The sequence below is a fragment of the Rhodococcus sp. H29-C3 genome, assembly GCF_030063405.1.
Lineage (GTDB): Bacteria > Actinomycetota > Actinomycetes > Mycobacteriales > Mycobacteriaceae > Rhodococcoides.
The window spans coordinates 167,008-189,398 of the sequence record NZ_JASITC010000003.1; the positions used below are offsets into that span (position 1 = coordinate 167,008).

The 22,391-nt window shown below is 63.3% G+C and carries 21 protein-coding genes; 16 read left to right on the forward strand and 5 right to left on the reverse strand.

The window, feature by feature from the left end; all coding sequences use genetic code 11:
* Positions 1-7: 7 nt before the first annotated feature.
* A complete protein-coding gene (locus QMK32_RS08010; protein WP_283474201.1) occupies positions 8-1,417 on the reverse strand; it encodes an MDR family MFS transporter in 1,410 nt (469 codons plus the stop codon).
* A gap of 62 nt (positions 1,418-1,479) precedes the next feature.
* Here QMK32_RS08010 and QMK32_RS08015 point away from each other — a divergent pair, with 62 nt between their 5' ends.
* Together QMK32_RS08015 and QMK32_RS08020 are read left to right on the forward strand one after the other, a co-directional pair.
* Positions 1,480-2,364, forward strand: a complete 885-nt coding sequence (locus tag QMK32_RS08015; protein WP_283474202.1) for a phosphoribosylaminoimidazolesuccinocarboxamide synthase — start codon at positions 1,480-1,482, stop codon at positions 2,362-2,364.
* Positions 2,361-4,508 (forward strand): S9 family peptidase, encoded by a 2,148-nt coding sequence (locus QMK32_RS08020; protein ID WP_283474203.1) that lies wholly within the window; start codon positions 2,361-2,363, stop codon positions 4,506-4,508. Before QMK32_RS08015 ends, QMK32_RS08020 begins: the two co-directional genes overlap by 4 nt.
* Here the strand turns inward: QMK32_RS08020 and QMK32_RS08025 are convergent.
* Complete coding sequence (locus QMK32_RS08025; protein ID WP_283474204.1) at positions 4,493-5,173, reverse strand: response regulator; 681 nt, start codon at positions 5,171-5,173, stop codon at positions 4,493-4,495. The genes QMK32_RS08020 and QMK32_RS08025 overlap by 16 nt on opposite strands.
* A complete protein-coding gene (locus QMK32_RS08030; protein ID WP_283474205.1) occupies positions 5,170-6,723 on the reverse strand; it encodes a sensor histidine kinase in 1,554 nt (517 codons plus the stop codon). Before QMK32_RS08030 ends, QMK32_RS08025 begins: the two co-directional genes overlap by 4 nt.
* 135 nt (positions 6,724-6,858) lie before the next feature.
* On the opposite strand from QMK32_RS08030, the gene QMK32_RS08035 reads away from it, so the two are divergent.
* The 4 genes from QMK32_RS08035 (at position 6,859) to QMK32_RS08050 (ending at position 10,412) form a co-directional block, all read left to right on the forward strand.
* Positions 6,859-8,265 carry a cation:dicarboxylate symporter family transporter gene (locus QMK32_RS08035; protein ID WP_283474206.1) on the forward strand — a complete coding sequence of 469 codons (1,407 nt, stop codon included), beginning with the start codon at positions 6,859-6,861 and terminating at the stop codon, positions 8,263-8,265.
* A gap of 150 nt (positions 8,266-8,415) precedes the next feature.
* A complete protein-coding gene (locus QMK32_RS08040; protein ID WP_283474207.1) occupies positions 8,416-8,922 on the forward strand; it encodes a glutathione peroxidase in 507 nt (168 codons plus the stop codon).
* 55 nt (positions 8,923-8,977) lie between these two features.
* Complete coding sequence (locus QMK32_RS08045) at positions 8,978-9,676, forward strand: DUF2334 domain-containing protein (protein WP_283474209.1); 699 nt, start codon at positions 8,978-8,980, stop codon at positions 9,674-9,676.
* A gap of 88 nt (positions 9,677-9,764) precedes the next feature.
* Positions 9,765-10,412 carry an LppP/LprE family lipoprotein gene (locus tag QMK32_RS08050; protein WP_283474210.1) on the forward strand — a complete coding sequence of 216 codons (648 nt, stop codon included), beginning with the start codon at positions 9,765-9,767 and terminating at the stop codon, positions 10,410-10,412.
* Here the strand turns inward: QMK32_RS08050 and QMK32_RS08055 are convergent.
* Positions 10,409-11,053, reverse strand: coding sequence for an MBL fold metallo-hydrolase (locus QMK32_RS08055; protein ID WP_088945270.1), 645 nt, complete (start codon positions 11,051-11,053; stop codon positions 10,409-10,411). The genes QMK32_RS08050 and QMK32_RS08055 overlap by 4 nt on opposite strands.
* 87 nt (positions 11,054-11,140) lie before the next feature.
* Between QMK32_RS08055 and purS the strand changes: the two genes are divergently transcribed.
* From purS to QMK32_RS08075, 4 genes are all read left to right on the forward strand, one after another.
* Positions 11,141-11,377, forward strand: a complete 237-nt coding sequence (gene purS / locus QMK32_RS08060) for a phosphoribosylformylglycinamidine synthase subunit PurS (protein ID WP_084347068.1) — start codon at positions 11,141-11,143, stop codon at positions 11,375-11,377.
* Positions 11,374-12,051 (forward strand): phosphoribosylformylglycinamidine synthase subunit PurQ, encoded by a 678-nt coding sequence (gene purQ / locus QMK32_RS08065; RefSeq protein WP_084347069.1) that lies wholly within the window; start codon positions 11,374-11,376, stop codon positions 12,049-12,051. Before purS ends, purQ begins: the two co-directional genes overlap by 4 nt.
* Before the next feature lie 29 nt (positions 12,052-12,080).
* Positions 12,081-12,431, forward strand: coding sequence for a VOC family protein (locus tag QMK32_RS08070; RefSeq protein WP_269301237.1), 351 nt, complete (start codon positions 12,081-12,083; stop codon positions 12,429-12,431).
* 164 nt (positions 12,432-12,595) lie between these two features.
* On the forward strand, positions 12,596-13,942 hold the full coding sequence (locus tag QMK32_RS08075; protein ID WP_283474214.1) for a M18 family aminopeptidase: 1,347 nt from the start codon (positions 12,596-12,598) through the stop codon (positions 13,940-13,942).
* Positions 13,943-14,000: 58 nt separating this feature from the next.
* On the opposite strand, the gene QMK32_RS08080 is transcribed toward QMK32_RS08075, so the two are convergent.
* Entirely contained in the window at positions 14,001-14,129 is a 129-nt protein-coding gene (locus tag QMK32_RS08080; protein ID WP_283474215.1) for a hypothetical protein, read from the reverse strand.
* Positions 14,130-14,298: 169 nt separating this feature from the next.
* On the opposite strand from QMK32_RS08080, the gene purL reads away from it, so the two are divergent.
* The 6 genes from purL (at position 14,299) to purM (ending at position 22,343) form a co-directional block, all read left to right on the forward strand.
* Complete coding sequence (gene purL / locus QMK32_RS08085) at positions 14,299-16,575, forward strand: phosphoribosylformylglycinamidine synthase subunit PurL (protein ID WP_283474216.1); 2,277 nt, start codon at positions 14,299-14,301, stop codon at positions 16,573-16,575.
* Positions 16,576-16,675: 100 nt separating this feature from the next.
* On the forward strand, positions 16,676-18,382 hold the full coding sequence (locus QMK32_RS08090; protein WP_283474713.1) for an alpha/beta hydrolase: 1,707 nt from the start codon (positions 16,676-16,678) through the stop codon (positions 18,380-18,382).
* Positions 18,379-18,984 (forward strand): CPBP family intramembrane glutamic endopeptidase, encoded by a 606-nt coding sequence (locus QMK32_RS08095; RefSeq protein ID WP_283474217.1) that lies wholly within the window; start codon positions 18,379-18,381, stop codon positions 18,982-18,984. Before QMK32_RS08090 ends, QMK32_RS08095 begins: the two co-directional genes overlap by 4 nt.
* 9 nt (positions 18,985-18,993) lie before the next feature.
* Entirely contained in the window at positions 18,994-19,395 is a 402-nt protein-coding gene (locus tag QMK32_RS08100; protein WP_283474218.1) for a sterol carrier family protein, read from the forward strand.
* Between the two features lie 102 nt (positions 19,396-19,497).
* Positions 19,498-21,063: an amidophosphoribosyltransferase gene (gene purF / locus QMK32_RS08105; protein WP_283474219.1), complete on the forward strand. Its 1,566-nt coding sequence runs from the start codon at positions 19,498-19,500 to the stop codon at positions 21,061-21,063.
* A gap of 179 nt (positions 21,064-21,242) precedes the next feature.
* On the forward strand, positions 21,243-22,343 hold the full coding sequence (gene purM / locus QMK32_RS08110) for a phosphoribosylformylglycinamidine cyclo-ligase (protein ID WP_283474715.1): 1,101 nt from the start codon (positions 21,243-21,245) through the stop codon (positions 22,341-22,343).
* Positions 22,344-22,391 lie beyond the last annotated feature (48 nt).

The window sequence follows — 22,391 nt, forward strand, 5'->3', positions numbered from 1 at the left end:
GGGGGCGTCATCGCGCCGAGTTCCTCGGCATGAACAGCGCAGCAACAGCCATCAGCATCGCCGCCACCGCCACCCCGAGAAAGACCACGTGGATGGCGTCGGACAGCTGTTGCGGATCGGGTTCGCCCGGGCCGGAGATCCGGGAGTTGACGATGGCTCCGAAGATGGCAACGCCGACGGCACTTCCGATCGATCGAGCAAACATGTTGGTGGAGGTGACGACGCCACGTTCGGACCACTCGACGCTCGATTGCGCGGCGATGAGGGTGGGACTGGCGATCAGCCCCATGCCGAGACCGATGACGAAACATACGACGGCGATCTGCCAGATGGCGCTACCGGAACCGATGAACGTCGATGCAGCAGCACCGACAAGAGCGATGGACGCGCCGGTCAACGCGGTCGTGCGGAAACCGAACCGAAGATAGAGCCTGCCCGATTGCGAGGCCGCGATCGGCCATCCGAGGGTGAGAGTTGCGAGCGCGAAGCCCGCCACGATCGCGCCGGTTCCGAGTACCCCTTGAACGAAGGTCGGAACATACGATGTCAGGCCCAGAACCAGCGCTCCGACGAGCAACGAGATGACGCTACTGACGACGAGGACTCGCCGGGTGAAGACCCATAGCGGCAGGATCGGCTCGGGCACTCGCGTCTGCACCCACGCGAACAGCGTGAGTGAGAGGACACCTGCGGAAAAGATCGAGATACTGATCGGCGACGCCCATGACCACGACTGCCCGCCTTCGAGCAGACCCAACAGCATCAGTGCTGCGCCCGTGGTGAGCAAGCCTGCTCCGAGGTAGTCGATCTTCGGCCTCTTCCGTTCCACGGCACCCTCGTGGAACTTGGTGATCAGCATCCACGCCGCGAGCAGACACAACGGGATGTTGACGAAGAAGATCCAGCGCCACGACAGGTATTCGGAAAAGATTCCGCCGAGCGCCGGACCCAGCACCGCCGACATGGCCCACACGCTCGCGAGATATCCCTGTGCTTTCGCGCGTTCGGCCAACGTGTAGATGTCACCGGCGATGGTGATCGACATCGGTTGCACGGCCCCCGCGCCGAGACCTTGGACCGCTCGGAAAGCGATCAGTGCCGGCATGCTCCACGCCAGTCCGCACAGAATCGAACCGAGCAGGAAGACACCGATTCCGAACAGCATGATCTTCTTGCGTCCGAAAAGGTCGGACAACTTGCCGTACAGCGGCACCGACACGGCTTGGGCGAGCAGGTAGATCGAGAACAACCATGGGAACTGACCGAAGCCGCCGAGGTCGCCGACGATGGTCAGGACTGCGGTGGCGATGATCGTTGAGTCCAACGCAACCAGCGAGGTGCTGAGCATCAACGCGATGAGTACGGGCCCGCGTTCGGACCGGAAGCCGACGTCGGCGACTTCGTTGTTCGTTGCCATTGCGGTTCATTGTTCTCCCGTCGCCGGGAGAGCGCGCCATCAGGCCCAGATAGGGTGATTACGTGCGCCCAACTCTTCATAGCTATCAGCATCTGGCCGGCGGCAAGGTTCGCGATCTCTATATCGTCGACGAAGATCACCTGCTTCTTGTCGCGAGCGACCGCATCTCCGCCTACGACCACGTCCTCGATACCCCGATCCCCGACAAGGGCAGGGTCCTGACGGCGATGAGCGTGTTCTTCTTCGACCAGCTCGGTGGAGTGAATCACCTCGCCGGCGACCCGCTCGACGAGAGGATTCCGCAGGAACTCCTCGGACGGGCTTTGGTGGTGAAGAAGCTGCAGATGGTCCCGATCGAGTGCGTCGTCCGTGGCTATCTGACGGGTTCCGGATTGTCGGACTACCGCAGCACCGGTGCGGTATGCGGAGTCGAACTGCCACAGGGCCTCGTCGAATCCTCCAAGCTGGACGAGCCCATTTTCACTCCGGCCGCCAAGGCAGCGATGGGGGAGCACGACGAGAACGTGGACTTCCAGACCGTCGTCGATCAGGTCGGTGAGGCGCTTGCCTTCAAGCTTCGCTCGGAAACCCTCGAGATCTACATCAGTGCCGCTAATTTCGCGCTCGATCGTGGAATCATATTGGCCGACACCAAGTTCGAGTTCGGTCTCGACCGTGATAACAATCTCGTTCTCGCAGACGAGGTTCTCACCCCCGACTCCTCGCGCTACTGGCCCGCCGACGGATACGTCGAAGGCCGGGTGCAGCCGAGTTTCGACAAGCAGTACGTCCGCGACTGGCTCACCGGTGAATCCGGCTGGGACCGCCATGGGCAGAGCGCGCCGCCACCGCTTCCCGAGGAAGTCGTCGCAGCGACACGCGCACGTTACATCGAGGCCTACGAACGTATTTCGGGTCTGAACTTCGAAGATTGGGTCAAGCCATGACACTCACACCACCGATCGCCAAAAAGGTTCCGCTGAAGCGAACCCATCATGGCGATACCTTCGTCGACAATTACGAGTGGTTGCGCGAGAAGGACGACGCCGAGGTCATCGCCTACCTCGAAGCCGAGAACGCGTACACCGAGCAGGAGACCGCCGGGCTGGCCGAACTGCGGGGGAAGATATTCGACGAGATCAAATCGCGGACCCAGGAAACCGATCTGTCCGTCCCGACGCGGATGGGCAACTGGTGGTACTACTCGCGCACCCTCGAAGGGAAGTCGTACGGGCTCCAATGCCGTTGCCCGGTAGACTCACTCGATAATTGGACTCCGCCGACACTATCGGCGGATACCGAGATCGCCGGCGAGCAGATACTCCTCGACTCCAATCTCGAAGCAGAAGGACACGACTTCTTCTCGCTCGGCGCCTTCTCGATCAGCCAGGACGGGAACCTCCTGGCCTACTCGACCGACACCGAGGGCGACGAGCGATACACGCTGCGCTTCAAGGACCTCTCGACCGGTGAACTGCTCGCCGACACGATCGAGAACGTCTCCACGGGTGCAACGTGGGCTATCGATCACCGCCACGTCTTCTATCAGACCGTCGATGAATCCTGGCGGCCGGACACCGTGTGGCGTCACACCCTCGGCACCCCTACCGAGCAGGACCAGAAGGTCTTCCACGAGCCCGACGAAAGCTACTGGGTCGGCTTCGGATCCACTCGCAGCGAAAAATACCTGATGATCTGGGTGGGGTCGAAGATCACCACCGAATGCCTCGTCCTCGAATCCGCCGATCCGGAAGGCGAATTCCGCGTCGTTCTCCCGCGCGTCGACGGTGTGGAATACAGCGTCGAACACGCTGTCGTGAAGGGCGAGGATCGGTTCCTAATCCAGCACAACGGATCGGTGAACGGCTGGGGCACCGAAGGGGAGAAGGCCGAGAACTTCCTGCTCGCCGAGGCCCCCGTCGACAACCCCGAGGACCAGCGGATCCTCGTTCCACACCGCACCGACGTTCGACTCGAGGACGTCGATGCGTTTGCCGACCACCTCGTACTGAACTATCGACGCGAGGCTCTGACGCGGCTGGCGATCTGGCCACTCGACGAGAACGGTTACGGCGAGTACGCGGAGATGACGTTCGACGAGGAGCTCTACTCCGTCGGAGCGGGTTCCAACCCGGAGTGGAGTCAGCCTCTGCTGCGTCTGGTGTACACCTCGTTCATCACCCCCGCCAAGGTCTACGACTACGACCTCGCAACGGGTGAGATGATGCTGCGTAGGTCGCAACCGGTATTGGGCGACTTCGACGCGAACGACTATGTCCAGCATCGTGAGTGGGCCACCGCCGCGGACGGTACTCGAATTCCGTTGTCGGTCGTCCTGCGCAAGGACGTGCCGGATGGGCCGGCTCCGACACTGCTGTACGGCTACGGTTCGTACGAGGCGAGCATGGACCCGTCCTTCTCGGTCGCACGGCTGTCGCTGCTGGATCGGGGCATCGTGTTCGTCGTCGCGCACGTTCGCGGCGGCGGCGAAATGGGCAGATCGTGGTACGACAACGGCAAGACCCTGACCAAGAAGAACACGTTCACCGACTTCGTCGCTGCCGCACAGTATCTGATCGACAGTGGCCGCACCTCGCCGCAGCATCTCGTCGCCGACGGCGGAAGTGCCGGTGGGCTGCTGATGGGCGCGGTCGCGAACCTCGCACCCGAACTGTTCAACGGGATTCTTGCCAATGTGCCGTTCGTCGATCCCTTGACCTCGATCCTCGACCCATCGCTGCCGCTGACCGTCATCGAATGGGACGAATGGGGTAATCCGTTGGCAGACATGGAGGTGTACGAGTACATGAAGTCGTACAGTCCCTACGAGAACGTCGAGGCAAAGGACTACCCGAGCATCCTGGCGATCACCTCGATCAACGACACCCGCGTGTTGTACGTCGAGCCGGCGAAATGGGTTGCTGCGCTGCGCGCTACGAAGACCGGTGACTCCGACCTGCTGCTCAAGACGGAGATGAGTGCGGGTCACGGTGGCGTCAGCGGGCGATACGAGAAGTGGAAGGAAGCGGCTTTCGAGTACGCCTGGATCGTGGACAAGACGGGCGGTTCACTCGACTACCGCCAGAGGTAACGGACCTGCGGTCGCCCCGCCTTGCCGTATTCGGTGATGCGGGTGACCAGGCCGTCGTCGGCGAGGCGTTCGAGGTACCGCCAGGCCGTCACTCGCGACACCCCGACCGCCTTGGCGACCTCGGAGGCGTTGAGACCGGCAGACGACTGACGGACGATAGCGGTGATGCCGTCCATCGTCTGCGGCGCAATGCCTTTGGGTGTGGAGGCGCGATCGTCGGCGATCCGCAGATGTGACATTGCACGGTCGATGTCGCGTTGGCTGGCTGCATTCTCGCCGGCAGCCAACGCGTCGTGGAACTCGCGGTAGCGCTCGAGCTTGTCTCTGAAAGCCGCGAAGGTGAACGGTTTCAACAAGTACAGCACCACACCGTGGGCGACCGCGGACCGCACGACCGAGAGATCACGTTCGGACGTGATGGCGATGACGTCCGGGCTGGGGCGAAGACCACCCAGGGCAGCTGCGACGTCGATTCCGTTGGCGTCGGGTAGGCCGATGTCGAGAAGAACGAGGTCGATAGGTTCCTCGGTGTCGCTGGCGGCGCGCATCGCCCCGTGTCCACTGTGTGCGACGGCGGCGACAGTGAAGCCGGGTACCCGGTCGACGTAGCTTCGATGGGCTTCGGCGATCAGTGGTTCGTCGTCGACTATCAATACCCTGATCACGAGCGGTCCCCGGCCGGGATGCGGGCGAGAAGCACCGAACCGTAGGTGACCTCGGACGTCATCTCTCCGCGGTGGCGATTGACGATCTGGGTGACCAACGCGAGTCCGAGTCCACGGGAATCGGCCTTCGTCGAATAGCCGCGGGTCATTGCGGCACGCAATGTTTCCGGTGACATTCCGGGGCCGCTGTCGGCCACACGAACGATGAGGACTTCATCGGAGTCACGGACCGTCACTTCGACCCACGGTTGTTCGGATTCTTTCGAGGCATCGATCGCATTGTCTATCAGATTTCCCACCACGGTCACCAATTCACGCGGCGTCAGCACGCCCACGGGTCCGAGCGCAGTGTCCTCGGTGACGGTCAGCTCCACGCCCTGTTCGGCGGCCTGACTCATCTTGCCGAGCAACAGTGCTGCCAGCGCAGGTTCCTGCACGGATGCCATCAATCGGTCGATCAGATGCTGAGACAACTCCAGGTCGGCGGTTGCGAACTCGACGGCTTCTTCGGAGCGGCCGAGCTCGACCATGGTGATGACCGTGTGCAGACGGTTCGCCGATTCATGGGCCTGTGAGCGGAGCGATTCGGCGAAGCTGCGGACCGAGTCGAGTTCGCCCATGATGTTCTGCAGTTCGGTGCGGTCACGGATGCTGAGTACCTGGCCCAGCCGAGTGCCCTCCCACATCACCGGATCCTGGTTGACGAACAGGACCCTGGAATCGGTGAGATGAAGTTCGCCGCGGACGATTCCGGTGTCCATCGACTGCATCGACTCCGGCAGCGAGGCCCGCGTCACCGGCCCGTCCTCGAGGTCGAGAAGTCGACGCGCTTCGTCGTTGACGAGTTCGGCGCTCTCACCGTCGCCGAAGACGACGAGACCTTCGCCGATCGAATGGAGAACGGCGTCGTGATGGCCGTACATGGTGCGCAACTCCGCAGGCGCCATCCCCAGAGTCTGACGCCGCAGACGGCGACTCAGGAGTATCGATCCAACTGCTGCGACAGCGAATCCCGAAAGTACGACGGCGAAAATCATGGGTAGACCGCGAACGAACTGTTCGCTGATCTTCGCGCGGGTGACGCCCGCCGAGACGAGGCCGACGATATTTCCCGAGGTATCGGTGACCGGGGTGACCGAACGGATCGACGGACCGAGCGACCCGACGTACGTCTCGGTGATGGTCTCACCGCGCAGCGCGTCATCGATGTTGCCGCTGAACGGTTTACCGATCAGGTCGACGGTCGTGTGCGTGAATCTGGTGCGGTCCGGTGCCATGACGACGATGAAGTCGACTCCGGTGATCTTCCGGATACGTTCCGTCTCGGGCTGCAAAATTGCCGTCGGGTCATCCGATGCGATTGCCATCGGCGTCGACGGTTCGTTGGCAATGCTGACGGCCACCGCGACGACTTCTCGGGAAGTCGCCTCGTCACTGTTGGAGCGTTCGTTCAGAACGGTGAGTACGCCGCCGGCGAAAACGACGACCGCAATGACCGCCAGCTGCAAGAGCAACACCTGCGCTGCGACGCTCGTCGAACGCTTGGTCATGTCAGGTCACCTCGAATGAATAGTAGAACCGTGAACAGAATGAACGTATTCGTGACTGTGGCCTGGATCTACACCAGCATCGATCCCTAGCACGGCGTGATTCAACTCACTTCATCTGTCACAGAGGATGTATCAATGACTACCAGCATCGACGCTGACACAAGCCAGACCCCGCCACCCAAGCCCAAGACGAAGCGGGACAAAACGCATTGGCTGTACATCGCCGTGATCATCGCGGTGGTCGCCGGCGTCATCGTCGGTCTGCTGTGGAAGGAAGTCGGCGTCGACCTGGCGGTGCTCGGCACATTGTTCGTCAGTTTGATCAAGATGATGATCAGCCCGGTCATCTTCTGCACCATCGTCCTCGGCATCGGATCGGTGCGAGCCGCAGCCAGTGTCGGCAAGGTCGGCGGACTGGCTCTCGCCTACTTCCTCACTATGTCGACCATCGCCCTCGGGATCGGCATGGTCGTCGGCAACCTCATCCAGCCAGGCAGCGGGCTCAACATCCCGGCCAGTGGCGCAGGTGACAAGTACGCGGCCACCGCGGAGGGCGCGGGCGGCACGATGGACTTCATCGCCGGCATCATTCCGGAGACGCTCCTGTCCTCGCTGACCGAAGGCTCGGTGCTGCAGACCCTGTTCGTAGCAATCCTCGTCGGCTTCGCCCTCCAAGCGATGGGCAAGCAGGGCGAAGGCATCCTCAAGGGCATCGGCGCAGTGCAGAAACTCGTCTTCCGTATTTTGACGATGATCCTCTGGCTCGCCCCGATCGGCGCCTTCGGTGCCATCGCAGGCGTCGTCGGCGCGACCGGATTCGACGCCGTCATCCAGCTCGGCACCCTGATGTTGGCGTTCTACATCACCTGCGCCATCTTCGTCTTCGTCTTCCTCGGCCTGATTCTTCGCTTCGTGGCAGGCTTCTCGATCTTCAAGCTGGTCAAATACCTGGCCCGTGAATACTTGCTCATCGTCGCCACCAGCTCCTCCGAGTCGGCGCTGCCGCGGCTGATCGCCAAGATGGAGCATGTCGGTGTCGAGCGCACCACCGTCGGAATCGTTGTTCCGACCGGATACTCGTTCAACCTGGACGGAACCGCCATCTACCTGACGATGGCGTCGATCTTCATCGCCGACGCCATGAACCTGCCGCTGTCGATCCCGGAGCAGTTCTCGTTGCTGCTCTTCATGATCATCGCCAGCAAGGGTGCCGCAGGTGTCTCCGGTGCCGGTCTCGCCACGCTTGCCGGCGGCCTGCAGAGTCATCGCCCCGAGTTGCTCGACGGCATCGGCCTCATCGTCGGAATCGACCGCTTCATGTCCGAAGCTCGTGCAGTGACCAACTTCTCCGGCAACGCCGTCGCCACCCTGCTGGTCGGCACCTGGACCAAGACGATCGACGCATCCCGCGTCAAAACAGTTCTCGACGGCAACCTGCCGTTCGACGAGACCACCATGGTTGACGATTACCTTCCGGAGGACGACAAGCAGCTCGAGCAGGTCGAGCGCGTCGGACTCGAGAAGGAGTCGGCCAGGGTCTGATACCTGCCGGGCGCCGCGCACCCCCCGTCGCCCGGTTCGGAAATGAAGTCGCCCGGTTTGGAAATGAAGAGAACGACCCTTACCGAGGGTCGTTCTCTTTTCACATGGTCGGTTCCGCTTCCCGCGATATGCACAGGTAAGTTCGTCGGCATGACTGAAGTTCACAACATCGGCATCAACACGCTGGGCGGCGCGCCCACCACGCTCGATGAGTACGCAGGCCGAGCAGTGTTGGTGGTGAACGTCGCATCCAAGTGCGGCCTGACCCCTCAATACTCCACCCTCGAAAAGATGGCCGCCGAGTACGCGGCACAGGGCTTGTCGGTCATCGGCATCCCCTGCAACCAGTTCGGTGGACAGGAACCCGGCACAGCCGAAGAGATCGAATCGTTCTGCTCGACCACCTATGGCGTCACCTTCCCGATGTTCGAGAAGGTCGATGTCAACGGCGAGAACCGGCACCCGCTCTACGCCGAGCTCACCAAGGTCGAAGACGCGGACGGCACGGCAGGCGACATCCAGTGGAACTTCGAGAAGTTCCTGATTTCGCCCGACGGCGTTGTCACCAACCGGTTCCGTCCCCGCACCGAACCCGATGCACCCGAAGTTCTCGCAGCGATCGACAAGATCCTGCCGAAAGAGACCATCGCCGTTTAGACACGGTCAATGCTGATGTCGAGCCTCGTTCACCCTGGTGCGCGAGGCTCGAGTCATGTCTGGAGCACTGATCGTTTCGGTAAGTGGAATCAGAGACGACACCCGCGACTACGCTGCGGAATTCGCCCGTGAACTCGACTCGCGATCGGTGCCACTCTCATTGCTCGTCGCACCCCGGCTGAAGGATAAATACCGGCTCGTGAAGGATTCGGCTACCCAGCAGTGGCTTCGGGGCCGTCGCGACGGTGGGGATGCCATCGTCCTGCACGGTTACGATCAGGCGGCAACCAAGCGTCGTCGCGCCGAGTTCGCTGCCCTGCCGCGCCACGAGGCCCGGTTGCGGCTCATGGCTGCCGATCGTGTCATGGAAGAGACCGGCTTGCGGACAAGGGTTTTCGCGCCGCCCCGGTGGCTTGCTTCGCCCGGCGCGGTATCGGCCTTGCCGGATGCCGGGTTTCGAATGATCGCCGGTATCAATGCAATTCGAGACCTGGAAACGGGTACCGCCGAGCGGGGGCGAGTTCTCGGCATCGGGGAGGGCATGAAGGCCGAACCGTGGTGGTGCAGGGCACTCGTGATCGGTGCGGGCCGCGTAGCTCGACGTGACGGCCTGGTGCGATTGGCCGTCAGCGCACAACAACTCGGGTGTAGCGGGCCGCGCCGGGCGATGCTCGACGCGATCGACCTCGCGCTCTACAGCGGGGCGGTGCCTGGCGTCTACGAGCACGTGCGGACGGTTCGACGAGCCGCATAGCAGTCAGTGGTGTATCCCTTGCTGTAACGGACCATTCGGTTCGCGGGATGTAATCCTCGACTGAGCAACCGATATCGCAGGTGGCGACATGAAACGACTTCTTCTCGTAGCGATCAGCGTCATGGCCTTGGTGGCGTGCGGGAATTCCGAGGACGGGAAGGCGACTCCAGCCCCGGAATCCTCGGCGGCGCCTGGACAACAGAATGTGCCGCAGACCGTCGTGCCCTCGCCTGGGGCACTCCCGCCGATCATCGAGGATCGCCCGCCCGGCGAGAGAGCGGAAGGGGCGCCGAGCGTCGAGGCTGCGCCTGCCACGCGTACGCCCGGTTCGCAATATCCCGTCTGCTTGGATCTTGCCTCGACGACAGTGACCGATGCTCTCGCCTCACTGCCGCAGTACTTCGACGGCGTTCCGTGGGTGGCAACGGAGATCGGTGACCCGTGTGGGTCGTTCACCTGGGTTCGCGCCGATACGTCCGGCGGTACCGCCAGCTCGCCGGTGCAGGTGTTGTTCTTCGCCGACGGCGACTACCTCGGCACCGGAACGTCCGAGCCGTACGCATTCACGTTCGTCGACTCGCAGTCCGTCGACACCATCACCGTCGGGTACCGCTGGCTCGTCGGTGACGATGCCAACGCCAACCCGAGCGGCGGTCCCGCATTGATCCGCTACCAATGGGATGGGTCGTCGGTGACGATGCTGGACGCGCTTCCCGTCGAGGTGACGGGGTCCTAGAGCTCGATCGAACCTTCTTCCGGGAAGGTCCGGAATTCGGTGTTCTCGTCGGCCAACTCCTTGTAGCGCCCGTAGTAGATCCCGCGAGCCTGCTCGGCGATGATGGCCTGGTGGATCGGGAAGGCCGTGCGGGGCGCGACTGCGCGTAGGAAGTCGACGGTTTCGGAGAGCTTCATCCACGGCGCCGCGGCGGGGAGCGCGAGAATGTCCACCTTCTGCTCGGGGACGAACAGTGAATCGCCAGGATGCAACAACTGGGACGGATTCTCGGGAGTTCCGAGGAGATAGCCGGTGTTGTCGATCACCGGTAGATCCGGGTGAATCACCGCATGAGTGCCGCCGACTCCGGTCACCTGAATGCCGCCGACCCCGAACACATCCCCAGGGTGCGTCGCCGTCCAGCGTTCGCCGAGCTGCGACGCCGTCATCGGGTCGGCGTAGAGCGCCGCCCTCGGATTGCCTTGCACCAATGCCGGCAGGCGCTCGAGATCCACGTGATCGGGGTGCTGGTGAGTGATCAGGATGGCGTCGAGATCGGTGATGCCGTCGAATCCGTGGGAGAAGTTGCCGGGATCGAAGAGGACGGTCGTCCCGTTGAGTTCGACGAGGAGGCAGGAATGTCCGAAGTGAGTCAGCCGCATCACCCCACAGTAAACGCAGTGTCATCCGCACGGCAGTGCCTGCGTAGACTCTCACCTGCCGGTACCTATATCTCGAGGAGCTCTCACGTGGCCCGTGTTGTTGTCGACGTCATGCCCAAGACCGAAATTCTCGACCCCCAGGGTCAGGCCATCACAGGCGCGCTGGGGCGTCTCGGGATCGCAGGTGTGTCCGATGTGCGTCAGGGCAAGCGTTTCGAGCTCGAGGTCGATGACAGTGTCGACGACGCCGAGCTGGAAAAAATTGCTGAATCGCTGCTCGCGAACACGGTCATCGAGGACTGGAAAGTGACCCGTCTCGCATGAGCACTCGTATCGGTGTCATCACCTTTCCCGGAACTCTCGACGACGTCGACGCCTCCCGTGCGGTCACGTTGGCAGGCGGCGAGGCCGTCAGCTTGTGGCACGCGGACGCCGACCTGAAGAACGTCGACGCGGTAGTCGTTCCGGGCGGCTTCTCCTACGGTGACTATCTGCGCGCCGGCGCCATCGCCCGGTTCGCACCCGTCATGGAATCCGTCGTCAAGGCAGCAGAAGGCGGCATGCCCGTCCTCGGTATCTGCAACGGCTTTCAGATTCTCTGCGAAGCAGGTCTGCTGCCAGGTGCTCTGACGCGTAACGAGGATCTGCACTTCGTGTGCCGCGACCAGTGGCTGAAGGTGGAGAACAGCAACACCGCGTGGTCCTCGCGCTACGAGAGCGGCGCCGAGATCCTCATCCCCGTCAAGAACGCCGAAGGTCGATTCCAGGCCTCCGAAGAGGTTCTCGACGAGCTGGAGGGCGAAGGCCGAGTCGTGTTCCGCTACAGCGGTTCCAACCCTAACGGTTCGCAACGCGCAATCGCCGGTATCTCCTCGGCCAACGGTCGGATCGTCGGACTCATGCCGCATCCCGAGCACGCGACCGAGCCCCTCACCGGCCCGAGCGACGACGGTCTCGGCATCTTCTACTCGGCGCTCGACGCGATCGTCTCCGCGTAGTTGTCGGTGGCCTCGGTTAATCTCCGGGCATGACTCTGACTCCGGCGATGATCACGTTCGATTCTTCGAACCCCGGCCCGCTCGCGCGGTGGTGGGCCGAGCAGACCGACGGCCGCATCGACGAGGAGAACGACGGCTGGTTCTACACCGTCGTTCTGCCGTCGGTGCCGTACCGCCTCGCATTCCAGAAGGTCGATGAGCCGACGCCCGGCAAAAATCGGATCCACCTGGATCTGACGACGTCCGACCTCGCGGCTGAGCGGTCTCGGCTGGTGGCTTCGGGTGCATCCGAGGTGGCCGAGCACACGATGGGCGACTTCACGTGGGTGACCTTCGCCGATCCCGACGGCAACGTTTTCTGCATTTCAGGAGCGCACTAGCCGTCACGGTCCGGGAGCCGGCGCGCGCCGAGTGCGCGGCATTTTCGACGGTGCAGAAGCCATTCCGTGGGTGTTGGGAATGGTGAAGCCAGGTTGGGGACGCCACGCGATCCGGTCGTATGTGACTTGATCTGTTCGACGCCGCAGCTGACACAATGGTCCCCATGCCGTTCAGTGATTCCAATGCGACTGCCGCCGGTCTGTGCAACTTCGTCGACGTCTCGCCGTCGCCCTTCCACGTGTGCCGCACGGTGTCGGTGCAACTCGAAGAAGTCGGGTTCGTCCGCGTCGAGGAGACCGCAGCCTGGCCGACGGAGGTAGGGCGGTACTACCTGATTCGTGGCGGCTCGCTGGTGGCATGGTCCACTGAGAGCGACTCTCATGAGCCCGGTCTCTCCGCGGGCTCCACTCCCGGCGATTCGGGTCATTCCGCAGGCTCCACTCCCGGCGGATTCCGTATCGTCGGCGGACACACCGACAGCCCGAACCTGCGCGTCAAGCAAAACCCCGACCTCGAGTCGGCGGGGTGGCAAATTGTCGGTCTCGAGCCGTACGGCGGTGCCTGGCTCAACTCGTGGCTCGACCGCGACCTCGGAATCTCCGGACGGCTGAGTGTTCGAGACGGCAACGGACTGAGGGAAGTGCTCGTCAAGATCGACGAACCCATCCTCCGCGTACCGCAGTTGGCGATCCACCTGTCCGAGGATCGCAAGGGCGTCACCCTCGATCCGCAGCGTCACGTCAACGCTGTTTGGGGACTGGGCAATTCACCCCGATCGTTCCTGGGATACGTCGCCGAGCGCGAAGGAGTGGATCCGTCTGCGGTGCTCGGCTGGGAACTCATGACGCACGACCTGGCGCCGAGCGCAGTCGTCGGTGTCGAGAACGAGTTGGTCAGCGCTCCGCGTCTGGACAACCAGGCGACGTGCTACGCCGGAACGCAGGCTTTGATTGCGGCAGTGGAGAACCCGACCACCGCGACTCCGGTGCTGGCCCTCTTCGATCACGAGGAGGTCGGCAGCATGTCCGATCGCGGCGCCTTCTCCGATCTGCTCAACACAGTGTTGGAGCGAATCGTGCTCGGGCGCGGCGGGGGACGCGAGGAGTTCCTGCGAACGATGGCCGCTTCCATCTGTGCCTCAGGCGATATGGCGCACGCTACGCACCCGAACTACCCGGATCGACACGAGCCCGCGCACCGCATCGAACTCGGCGGCGGACCGGTGTTGAAGGTCAACCAGAACCTTCGGTACGCAACCGATTCCGTGGGCGCCGGGGCCTTCGCGTTGGCCTGCGATCAGGCTGGGGTGCCGCTACAGCGCTACGTCCATCGCGCCGACCTGCCGTGCGGGTCCACGATCGGGCCGATCACCGCCTCGCGCACAGGCGTGTCCACCGTCGACGTCGGGGCGCCGCAGTTGGCGATGCACTCGGCGCGCGAGTTGATGGGCGCGTCCGACGTCTCCGCCTACGCCGCCGCGCTCGCTGCGTTTCTCGCCCCGGCTCGGTAAGCGCGCACCCTTATTCCCAGGTAGACCCCTGACTTGTTCGGCTAGCGCGGGGGTGCGCTCAGGAAAAAGGGTGCGCGCTTACAGGCGCCCGGCCCTGACCGGCTATGGATTCGATCACTTCCGCGAAGAACCACATGACAGCCTTGCGGGGGATATCCACACCCTTGACCACCATCTGGGGCGTCATGACGCCCGATTCTTCGGATCGTTCTCGGTAAGCGGTATGTCCTCCGGGTCATGTTCGCACGCTGATTTCGTCCTGGCTCGCTACCGGGTGAGGGACGAGATTCGGGCATGTCGGCCGCGCCCGATAGACTTCAGCTGGCATTTCGCTCCAAGAAGGGACCCCACTCCTCGTGTCCGTCGATACAGTGACAACCGCAGCCGCCACACCCGATGTAGAGCAGCCGTACAAAGAGCTCGGACTCAAGGAAGACGAGTACGTCCGAATCAAGGAAATACTCGGCCGTCGCCCCACCGATGCCGAGTTGGCGATGTACTCGGTCATGTGGAGCGAGCACTGCTCGTACAAGTCCTCCAAGGTGCACCTGAAGTACTTCGGGGAGACCACCACGGACGAGATGCGCACCTCGATGCTCGCGGGCATCGGCGAGAATGCAGGCGTCGTCGACGTCGGTGACGGCTGGGCCGTCACGTTCAAGGTCGAGAGCCACAACCACCCGTCGTACGTCGAGCCCTATCAGGGCGCCGCGACAGGCGTGGGCGGTATCGTCCGCGACATCATGGCTATGGGTGCACGTCCCATCGCAGTGATGGATCAGCTGCGCTTCGGTGCCGCTGATGCACCGGATACTCGTCGCGTGCTGAGCGGCATCGTTTCCGGGGTCGGCGGATACGGAAACTCCCTCGGCCTCCCCAATATCGGTGGAGAGACGGTGTTCGACGCCTCCTACGCCGGTAACCCGCTGCTCAATGCTCTGTGTGCCGGTGTCATGCGGGTAGAGGACATGCATCTCGCGTTCGCATCGGGGCTGGGCAACAAGATCATTCTGTTCGGGGCTCGTACCGGTCTCGACGGCATCGGCGGCGTTTCCGTTCTCGCCTCGGAGACCTTCGACGGCGACGAGACCGACGGCAAGCGCAAGAAGCTTCCGGCGGTTCAGGTGGGAGACCCGTTCGCCGAGAAGGTCCTCATCGAGGCGTGCCTCGAGCTGTATTCCGGCAAGCTCGTCGTCGGCATCCAGGACCTCGGTGGTGCCGGATTGTCTTGTGCCACTTCAGAGCTGGCGTCCGCTGGCAGTGGGGGAATGTCCATCGAGCTCGAGAAGGTGCCGATGCGCGCCACCGGCATGACCCCTGCCGAGGTGCTCTCGAGCGAGTCGCAGGAGCGCATGTGCGCCGTCGTGACTCCGGACAACGTCGATGCGTTCATGGCGGTCTGCAAGAAGTGGGATGTCTTGGCCACTGTCATCGGCGAGGTCACCGACGGCGACCACCTCGAGATCACCTGGCATGGAGAGACGGTCGTCGACGTTCCGCCGAAGACCGTCGCGCACGACGGCCCGGTCTACAACCGTCCGGTGCAGCGTCCCGCGCATCAGGACGCACTGATCACGAACACGACTGCGTCGCTGAAGCGTCCGGAAACGCCGGATGAACTGAAGGCAACGCTGCTGAAGATGATCGCCTCCCCTCAGCTCTGCAGCCGGAAGTTCATCACCGAGCAGTACGACCGCTACGTCCGCGGCAACACCGTGCTGGCCGAGAACGCCGATTCCGGAATGATTCGCATCGACGAGAAGACCGGTCGCGGTATCGCGCTCGCTACCGATGCGTCGGGCCGATACACCGCGCTCGATCCGTATCAGGGTGCTCAACTGGCCCTTGCCGAGGCGTTTCGCAACGTCGCCGTCACCGGTGCGACTCCGAAGGCCGTCACCAACTGCCTCAACTTCGGTTCCCCCGAGGATCCGGGCGTCATGTGGCAGTTCCAGCAAGCTGTTCGCGGTCTCGCCGACGGCTGCGTCACTCTCGGTATCCCCGTCACCGGCGGAAATGTCAGTTTCTACAACCAGACAGGCTCCGAGCCGATCCTGCCGACACCCGTGGTGGGCGTCCTCGGTGTGATCGACGACGTGCACCGACGCATCCCGACGGGCCTGGGTCTCGAGCCCGGCGAAACGTTGATCCTGCTCGGTGAGACGCACGACGAGCTCGACGGTTCCATCTGGTCGCAGGTCGAGCACGATCATCTCGGTGGCGTCCCGCCGAAGGTCGATCTCGCGCGGGAGCAGTTGCTTGCGGACATCCTTCTTGCCGGTTCGCGTGACGGCATGGTCACCGCCGCCCACGACCTGTCCGAGGGGGGACTGGCTCAGGCCGTCGTCGAGGCAGCGTTGGCCGGTGAAACCGGATGCCGCATTCTGCTCCCCGAGGGTGCAGATCCTTTCGTGGCGCTGTTCTCGGAGTCTTCGGGTCGTGTTCTCGTCGCGGTCCCGCGCACCGAGGAGACTCGCTTTTCCAACATGTGCACCGCTCGTCAGCTGCCGTGGACGCGTATCGGCGTCGTCGACGAGGGCTCCGACGAGATCGAGGTTCAGGGTCAGTTCTCGGTCCCGATGACCGAGTTGCGGGAAGTGTTCGAGGGTACTCTTCCCCGACTCTTCGGATAGGGACGTGTCGCGGGGCGAGGTATCGGAGGACGCGGCGGAGGTCGTGAGCACAGTCGAGCGCGAACATGCTCATTACCTCCGCATTCCCGTCGAGTTCTCGATGCCTTCCCCGCTCGCGCACCCCTTCCTCATGTGGCTGTGGGGTCTGCCGAAGCTCGACTTCACCGGCCTTGCCTTCAGTGCGCTGTTTTTCTGCTGGTCGCTGACGCCGTCGCTCCTGCCCCGAGATTGGTTGTTCCAGGGCCTCATCGGTGGAATCAATTCCGCGATCGGTTACGGGTTCGGTGTCGCCGTCGGATGGTTGGTACTCCGAGTGTTTCTGCGGCCACGTTCGTGGTGGCCGCTGCCACCACGAGCCGAGCTGGGCCTGAAGATCTTCGTCCCGATCGTGGCAGTCCTCGCGTCGCTTGTGATGCTCGCCTACTCCGCAGGCTGGCAACGCGAACTGGCTGCGCTGATGGACGCCGAAGGAACCACCACGACCGGGTACTTACGGACCGGTGCTCTGAGTATCGCCACGGCCGCATTGTTGATCTCGGCCATTCGGGTGCTCCGAGACTTCGTACGCCTCGTGGTCCGGCAGATCAACAAAGTGATCAAGATGCCGCGTGAGGTCGCCAACGTCATTGGTGTGGTCTTGGTGGTCGTTCTCGTGGTCGCGCTCGTTCAAGGCGTGTTGCTTCGTGCGGTGTCGGACGTGACGAACTCGATCTTCAGCCTCCAGAACGACGAAACTCGTGACGGCGCAATCCAGCCCACCGAGCCGGAACGATCTGGAAGTCCACAGTCCGCCGCGTCGTGGGAATCACTCGGATTCGAAGGCCGAAACTTTGTCTCCAGCGGCATGAACGCCGACGAGATGACGCGGGCGCTCGGGCGGGAGGCCATGGAGCCGATCCGTGCATACGCGGGACTGGAATCCGCTGACAACCAGGACGAGCGGCTCGACCTCGTCGTCGACGAACTCGAAAGAACCGGTGCCTTCCAACGTAGCGCCCTGGTCGTCGTACCTACGACGGGGACGGGCTGGGTCAATCCGACCGCCATCGAAGCCGCCGAGTTGATGTTCGACGGCAACGTGGCCACGGTGGCCGCGCAGTACTCGTATCTGCCGAGTTGGATTTCCTTTCTCGCCGAACGAGAGATCGCATCGGAGGCAGGCAAGGCACTCATCGACAAGGTTCACGAGCGCTGGCTGCAAGAGCCGGAGGCGACCCGCCCCAAGTTCTACGTCTACGGCGAAAGCCTCGGCACCAATGCCGGCGAGGGCGCGTTCGACGGTGTGGCCGACATCCGTGACACGACCGACGGTGTGCTGTGGGTGGGACCGCCGAACGCCAATCGCCTCTGGAGCCAATTCGTGGATCGACGCGACCCCGGCAGTCCGGAAGTACTCCCGGTCTACTCGGACGGTCTCGTGCTGCGCTTCGCGGACAACTCGGGGGCGATCCCGCCGGCCGATCAACCCTGGTACGGCCCGCGGGTGCTCTACGTCCAGCACGCGTCGGATCCCGTCGTCTGGTGGTCGCCGGACCTGCTGTTCGAGCGGCCGGACTGGCTGTCCGAGGCGCCCGGGCCCGATCGACTGCCCGATATGCGCTGGTTCCCGATCGTCACGTTCTGGCAGGTAGCTGCGGATCTGACCAACGCTGCAGGCGTCCCGGACGGGCACGGACACAATTACGGAACGCTGGTCCTCGACGGGTGGGTATCGATCGCCGCCCCCGATGGGTGGACCGCTGCCGACACCGAACGTGTGCGCGCCGTCATGGACGCCTACAAGGGCAAGGACGGCCCGGAAAAGTGATCCGCGGGATAGTGCTCGGCGCGGTGACCACGGGCTGGAGTACTTGGGTGTTGCCGCGGTTGGCGTTGTCCGACCGGCACAATGCCGTCGCGAATCTCTCGTTCGGAATCGGCACGGCCGTTCTCGCCCGCACGCTCGGCATCCGCCCCGCAGGCCTGCGGCGTTCGTCCTGGCGTTCGGGGCTCGCTTGGGGAGCCGCGGCAGGCGCTGTTCCGGTGGTAAGCGCAGTCGTCATCGCGGCCCGACCGTCGTGGCTGGAGCGCGTGCGTCCATCCGACGACGACCTTGCCGAATGGATCCTGTTTCGCATTCCGTTCGGAACCGTGGCGTGCGAGGAACTCGTCTTCCGAAGCGTGTTCGACGCAGCATCACCCGCACTGTCGCCAATATTCTTCGGGCTGTGGCACATTCACCCGGCACGGACAGCAGGCGATTCTGTGGTCGGCACCGTGATCGGGACCGCGGCCGCGGGGGTCATGTTCTCGTGGTTACGCAGACGCAGTGGAAGCGTCCTCGCCCCTGCGCTGATGCATCTGTCGGTCAACGTGAGTGGGGCGGTTCTGGCTGGAACTAGGCTGCTGGAAATAGGCCGCTGGAACTAGGCTAGGGCGATGGCGCCGAGCAAACTCGTAACCCCCGCACAGGTATGCGAAGCGGTGCTGGCCGTCGCCGACTGGACCAGAGGCCAGGACGTCGAGAAGCCCTCGCGCTCTGCGCTCGCAGATGCAGTTCGGACCACCGTACGCACGCTCGCGCAGGTCGCACCGGGTTCGAGCGTAGAGGTGCGGGTTCCGCCCTTCGTTGCAGTGCAGTGCATCACCGGCCCGCGGCACACCCGCGGCACGCCGCCGAACGTCGTCGAGACGGATCCGCACACCTGGTTACAGATAGCGACAGGGGTTCGCACCTTCGACGATGCGTTGAAAGATGGGTCCATCACAGCCTCGGGGAGTCGCGCCGGTGACGTCGCACATTGGTTGCCGATCATGGGGCTGCCGATCCTGCGGGAATGAGCCCCGAGGGAATGCCGTGCACACACGATGCGTTTTCTCTTGCCGTGGGCCCGTAGACTGGTCCCAGCCCCCCGCCCTCGTCCCCCTTAGGGAGCAGTGCCAGTGACCAACGCCGAGTTGTCGGTCGACAGTCCGAATCTTTTGGTAGGCAAACCGCTGGACGTACCCGAAAGTGAGCCGCGAGAAGAATGCGGAGTCTTCGGTGTATGGGCTCCAGGCGAGGATGTGGCAAAGCTTACTTACTACGGACTGTATGCGTTGCAACACAGGGGCCAGGAGGCCGCGGGAATCGCCGTCTCCGACGGCGCACAGGTGCTGGTCTTCAAAGACCTCGGACTCGTCAGTCAGGTGTTCGACGAGCAGACCCTCGGCGCCATGCCGGGGCATGTCGCCATCGGACACTGCCGCTACTCCACGAGTGGCTCGGTCATCTGGGAGAATGCACAGCCCATTTTCCGCACGACCACTGCCGGGACGGGCATCGCGCTCGGCCACAACGGAAACCTGGTCAACTTCGCCGAACTTGCCACCCGAGCACGCGACGCAGGTCTCATCAGCGACCGACTTCAGGGCAACGGGACGTCGGACTCCGACGTCGTGACAGCCTTGCTGGCCCACAAGGCCGCCGATCGCACCATCGAGCAGGCCGCGATGGAGCTGTTGCCGACGCTCGAGGGCGCATTTTGCCTCACCTTCATGGACGAGCACACGCTGTATGCAGCGCGTGATCCGCACGGCGTGCGACCGCTGTCGTTGGGGCGGCTCGATCGTGGTTGGGTCGTAGCCAGCGAAACGGCTGCACTCGATATCGTCGGTGCTGCCTTCGTTCGCGACATCGAGCCCGGTGAACTGCTCGCCATCGACGCCGACGGCGTTCGATCCTCTCGTTTCGCCTCCCCGGAGCCCAAGGGCTGCGTGTTCGAATACGTGTACCTGGCCCGTCCCGACAGCGTCATCGGCGGCCGCTCCGTGCACTCCACTCGGGTCGAGATCGGTCGACGGCTCGCTAAGGAACACCCTGCCGAAGGTGATCTGGTCATTCCAGTTCCCGAGAGTGGCACTCCGGCCGCGGTCGGATTCGCACAAGGTTCGGGCATTCCGTACGGCCAAGGACTGATGAAGAACGCCTACGTCGGGCGAACGTTCATCCAGCCGTCACAGACAATCCGTCAGCTCGGTATTCGGCTCAAGCTCAATCCGCTCAAGGAAGTCATTCGCGGTAAGCGTCTGATCGTCGTCGACGACTCGATCGTGCGAGGCAACACGCAACGCGCCCTCATTCGAATGTTGCGCGAGGCCGGTGCACTCGAGATCCACGTACGGATCGCGTCGCCGCCCGTTCGCTGGCCATGCTTCTACGGCATCGACTTCGCCTCACCAGCAGAGCTGATCGCCAATGGTGTCGATTCCGGGGACGGAATCCTCGAAGGGGTGCGTCAGGCCATCGGTGCCGACTCCCTTGGATACATCTCGATCGAGGGAATGGTCGCGGCGTCCGAGCAGCCTGAATCCAGGCTCTGTACTGCATGTTTCACGGGCGAATACCCGATCGCCCTCCCACCGGACAACGCTCTTGGCAAGCATGTGCTCGAAGGCATGCTTGCATCGGCCGCCGGCCAACAGACCGAGACCGACAACGCCAACGCGAGCGCGTTGAGCAGGCCCTAGCTTCGTGTGATCGTCAGCCTCGTGTGATCGTCGTTACGTCCCGTTCAGCGTTGTCGATGTCACAAGCTTCGGACTAGGTCTGTCGTGTTCCCGGACGATTGTCCGCTCCGGTACCGTGAGAGCGCACTATGCGCACGATGCGCGAATACAAACAGTACGAGCACACAGGCTGGAGCCGCATGACCGAGGAAACCCGACCACCGAGCGCAACCTCCTCTGGTGGTGCTTCCTACGCCTCGGCCGGCGTCGACATCGCCGCAGGGGACCGAGCGGTCGAATTGTTCGCCCCCCTCGCAAAGAAGGCGAGTCGACCCGAGGTCATGGGCGGTCTGGGCGGATTCGCCGGACTGTTCGCGCTCAAGAGCGACTACCGGGAGCCGATTCTCGCCGCCTCGACAGACGGGGTAGGCACCAAGGTCGCCGTCGCACAGGCGATGGGCAAGCACGACACCCTCGGATTGGACCTCGTGGCCATGGTCGTCGACGACCTGGTCGTCTGCGGTGCTGAGCCGCTTTTCCTGCAGGATTACATCGCCGTAGGCCGCGTCGTACCGGAAATGGTCGCCGAGCTCGTCAAGGGCATTGCAGACGGCTGTGTCATTGCAGGCTGTGCGCTTCTGGGAGGCGAGACGGCCGAGCACCCAGGTTTGATGGCAGACGGCGACTACGACCTGTCGGCAACCGGGGTAGGCGTGGTCGAAGCCGATTCTGTTCTCGGTCCCGATCGGGTGCGCCCCGGCGACGTCGTGATCGGCATGGGATCTTCGGGTCTGCATTCCAACGGGTACTCCCTTGCGCGCAAGGTTCTGCTCGAGATCAACCACATGGATCTCGGCGGCCACGTCGAAGAGTTCGGCCGCACTCTCGGTGAGGAGCTGCTCGAGCCCACCAAGATCTATGCAAAGGATTGCCTGGCGTTGGCTGCCGAGACCGAGGTGCGGACGTTCTGTCACGTCACCGGAGGCGGATTGGCGAACAACCTGGGACGCGTCATGCCCGCAGGGCTCGTCGCCGAACTGGACCGTGGAACATGGAGTCCGGCACCCGTGTTCTCACTGATCGCTCAGCGTGGACGCGTCGAACGCAGCGAGATGGAGCAGACATTCAATATGGGTGTCGGCATGGTTGCCATCGTCGCGCCCGAGGATGTGGACCGCGCACTCGCTGTCCTGACTGCACGGCACATCGACTGCTGGACTCTGGGAACGGTCAAGAAGTCGACGGAGAAGACGGTTGCAACCGAGCGCGCCGTACTGCTGGGCAATCACCCACGCTTCTGAGCGCACAGCGTTCCATGACAACTACTCCATGACAACTATGGGGAATCT

What these genes read in the sequence shown, in the direction of transcription:
- QMK32_RS08080 (WP_283474215.1), bottom strand. Translation starts at nt 14,129, where the DNA reads ATGACGCCCCAGATGGTGGTCAAGGGTGTGGATATCCCCCGCAAGGCT.
- QMK32_RS08070 (WP_269301237.1), top strand. Translation starts at nt 12,081, where the DNA reads ATGACTCTGACTCCGGCGATGATCACGTTCGATTCTTCGAACCCCGGC.
- QMK32_RS08040 (WP_283474207.1), top strand. Translation starts at nt 8,416, where the DNA reads ATGACTGAAGTTCACAACATCGGCATCAACACGCTGGGCGGCGCGCCC.
- QMK32_RS08030 (WP_283474205.1), bottom strand. Translation starts at nt 6,723, where the DNA reads ATGACCAAGCGTTCGACGAGCGTCGCAGCGCAGGTGTTGCTCTTGCAG.
- QMK32_RS08035 (WP_283474206.1), top strand. Translation starts at nt 6,859, where the DNA reads ATGACTACCAGCATCGACGCTGACACAAGCCAGACCCCGCCACCCAAG.
- purM (WP_283474715.1), top strand. Translation starts at nt 21,243, where the DNA reads ATGACCGAGGAAACCCGACCACCGAGCGCAACCTCCTCTGGTGGTGCT.
- QMK32_RS08020 (WP_283474203.1), top strand. Translation starts at nt 2,361, where the DNA reads ATGACACTCACACCACCGATCGCCAAAAAGGTTCCGCTGAAGCGAACC.
- QMK32_RS08010 (WP_283474201.1), bottom strand. Translation starts at nt 1,417, where the DNA reads ATGGCAACGAACAACGAAGTCGCCGACGTCGGCTTCCGGTCCGAACGC.
- purQ (WP_084347069.1), top strand. Translation starts at nt 11,374, where the DNA reads ATGAGCACTCGTATCGGTGTCATCACCTTTCCCGGAACTCTCGACGAC.
- QMK32_RS08090 (WP_283474713.1), top strand. Translation starts at nt 16,676, where the DNA reads ATGCCTTCCCCGCTCGCGCACCCCTTCCTCATGTGGCTGTGGGGTCTG.
- QMK32_RS08100 (WP_283474218.1), top strand. Translation starts at nt 18,994, where the DNA reads ATGGCGCCGAGCAAACTCGTAACCCCCGCACAGGTATGCGAAGCGGTG.
- QMK32_RS08075 (WP_283474214.1), top strand. Translation starts at nt 12,596, where the DNA reads ATGCCGTTCAGTGATTCCAATGCGACTGCCGCCGGTCTGTGCAACTTC.
- QMK32_RS08050 (WP_283474210.1), top strand. Translation starts at nt 9,765, where the DNA reads ATGAAACGACTTCTTCTCGTAGCGATCAGCGTCATGGCCTTGGTGGCG.
- QMK32_RS08045 (WP_283474209.1), top strand. Translation starts at nt 8,978, where the DNA reads ATGTCTGGAGCACTGATCGTTTCGGTAAGTGGAATCAGAGACGACACC.
- QMK32_RS08055 (WP_088945270.1), bottom strand. Translation starts at nt 11,053, where the DNA reads ATGCGGCTGACTCACTTCGGACATTCCTGCCTCCTCGTCGAACTCAAC.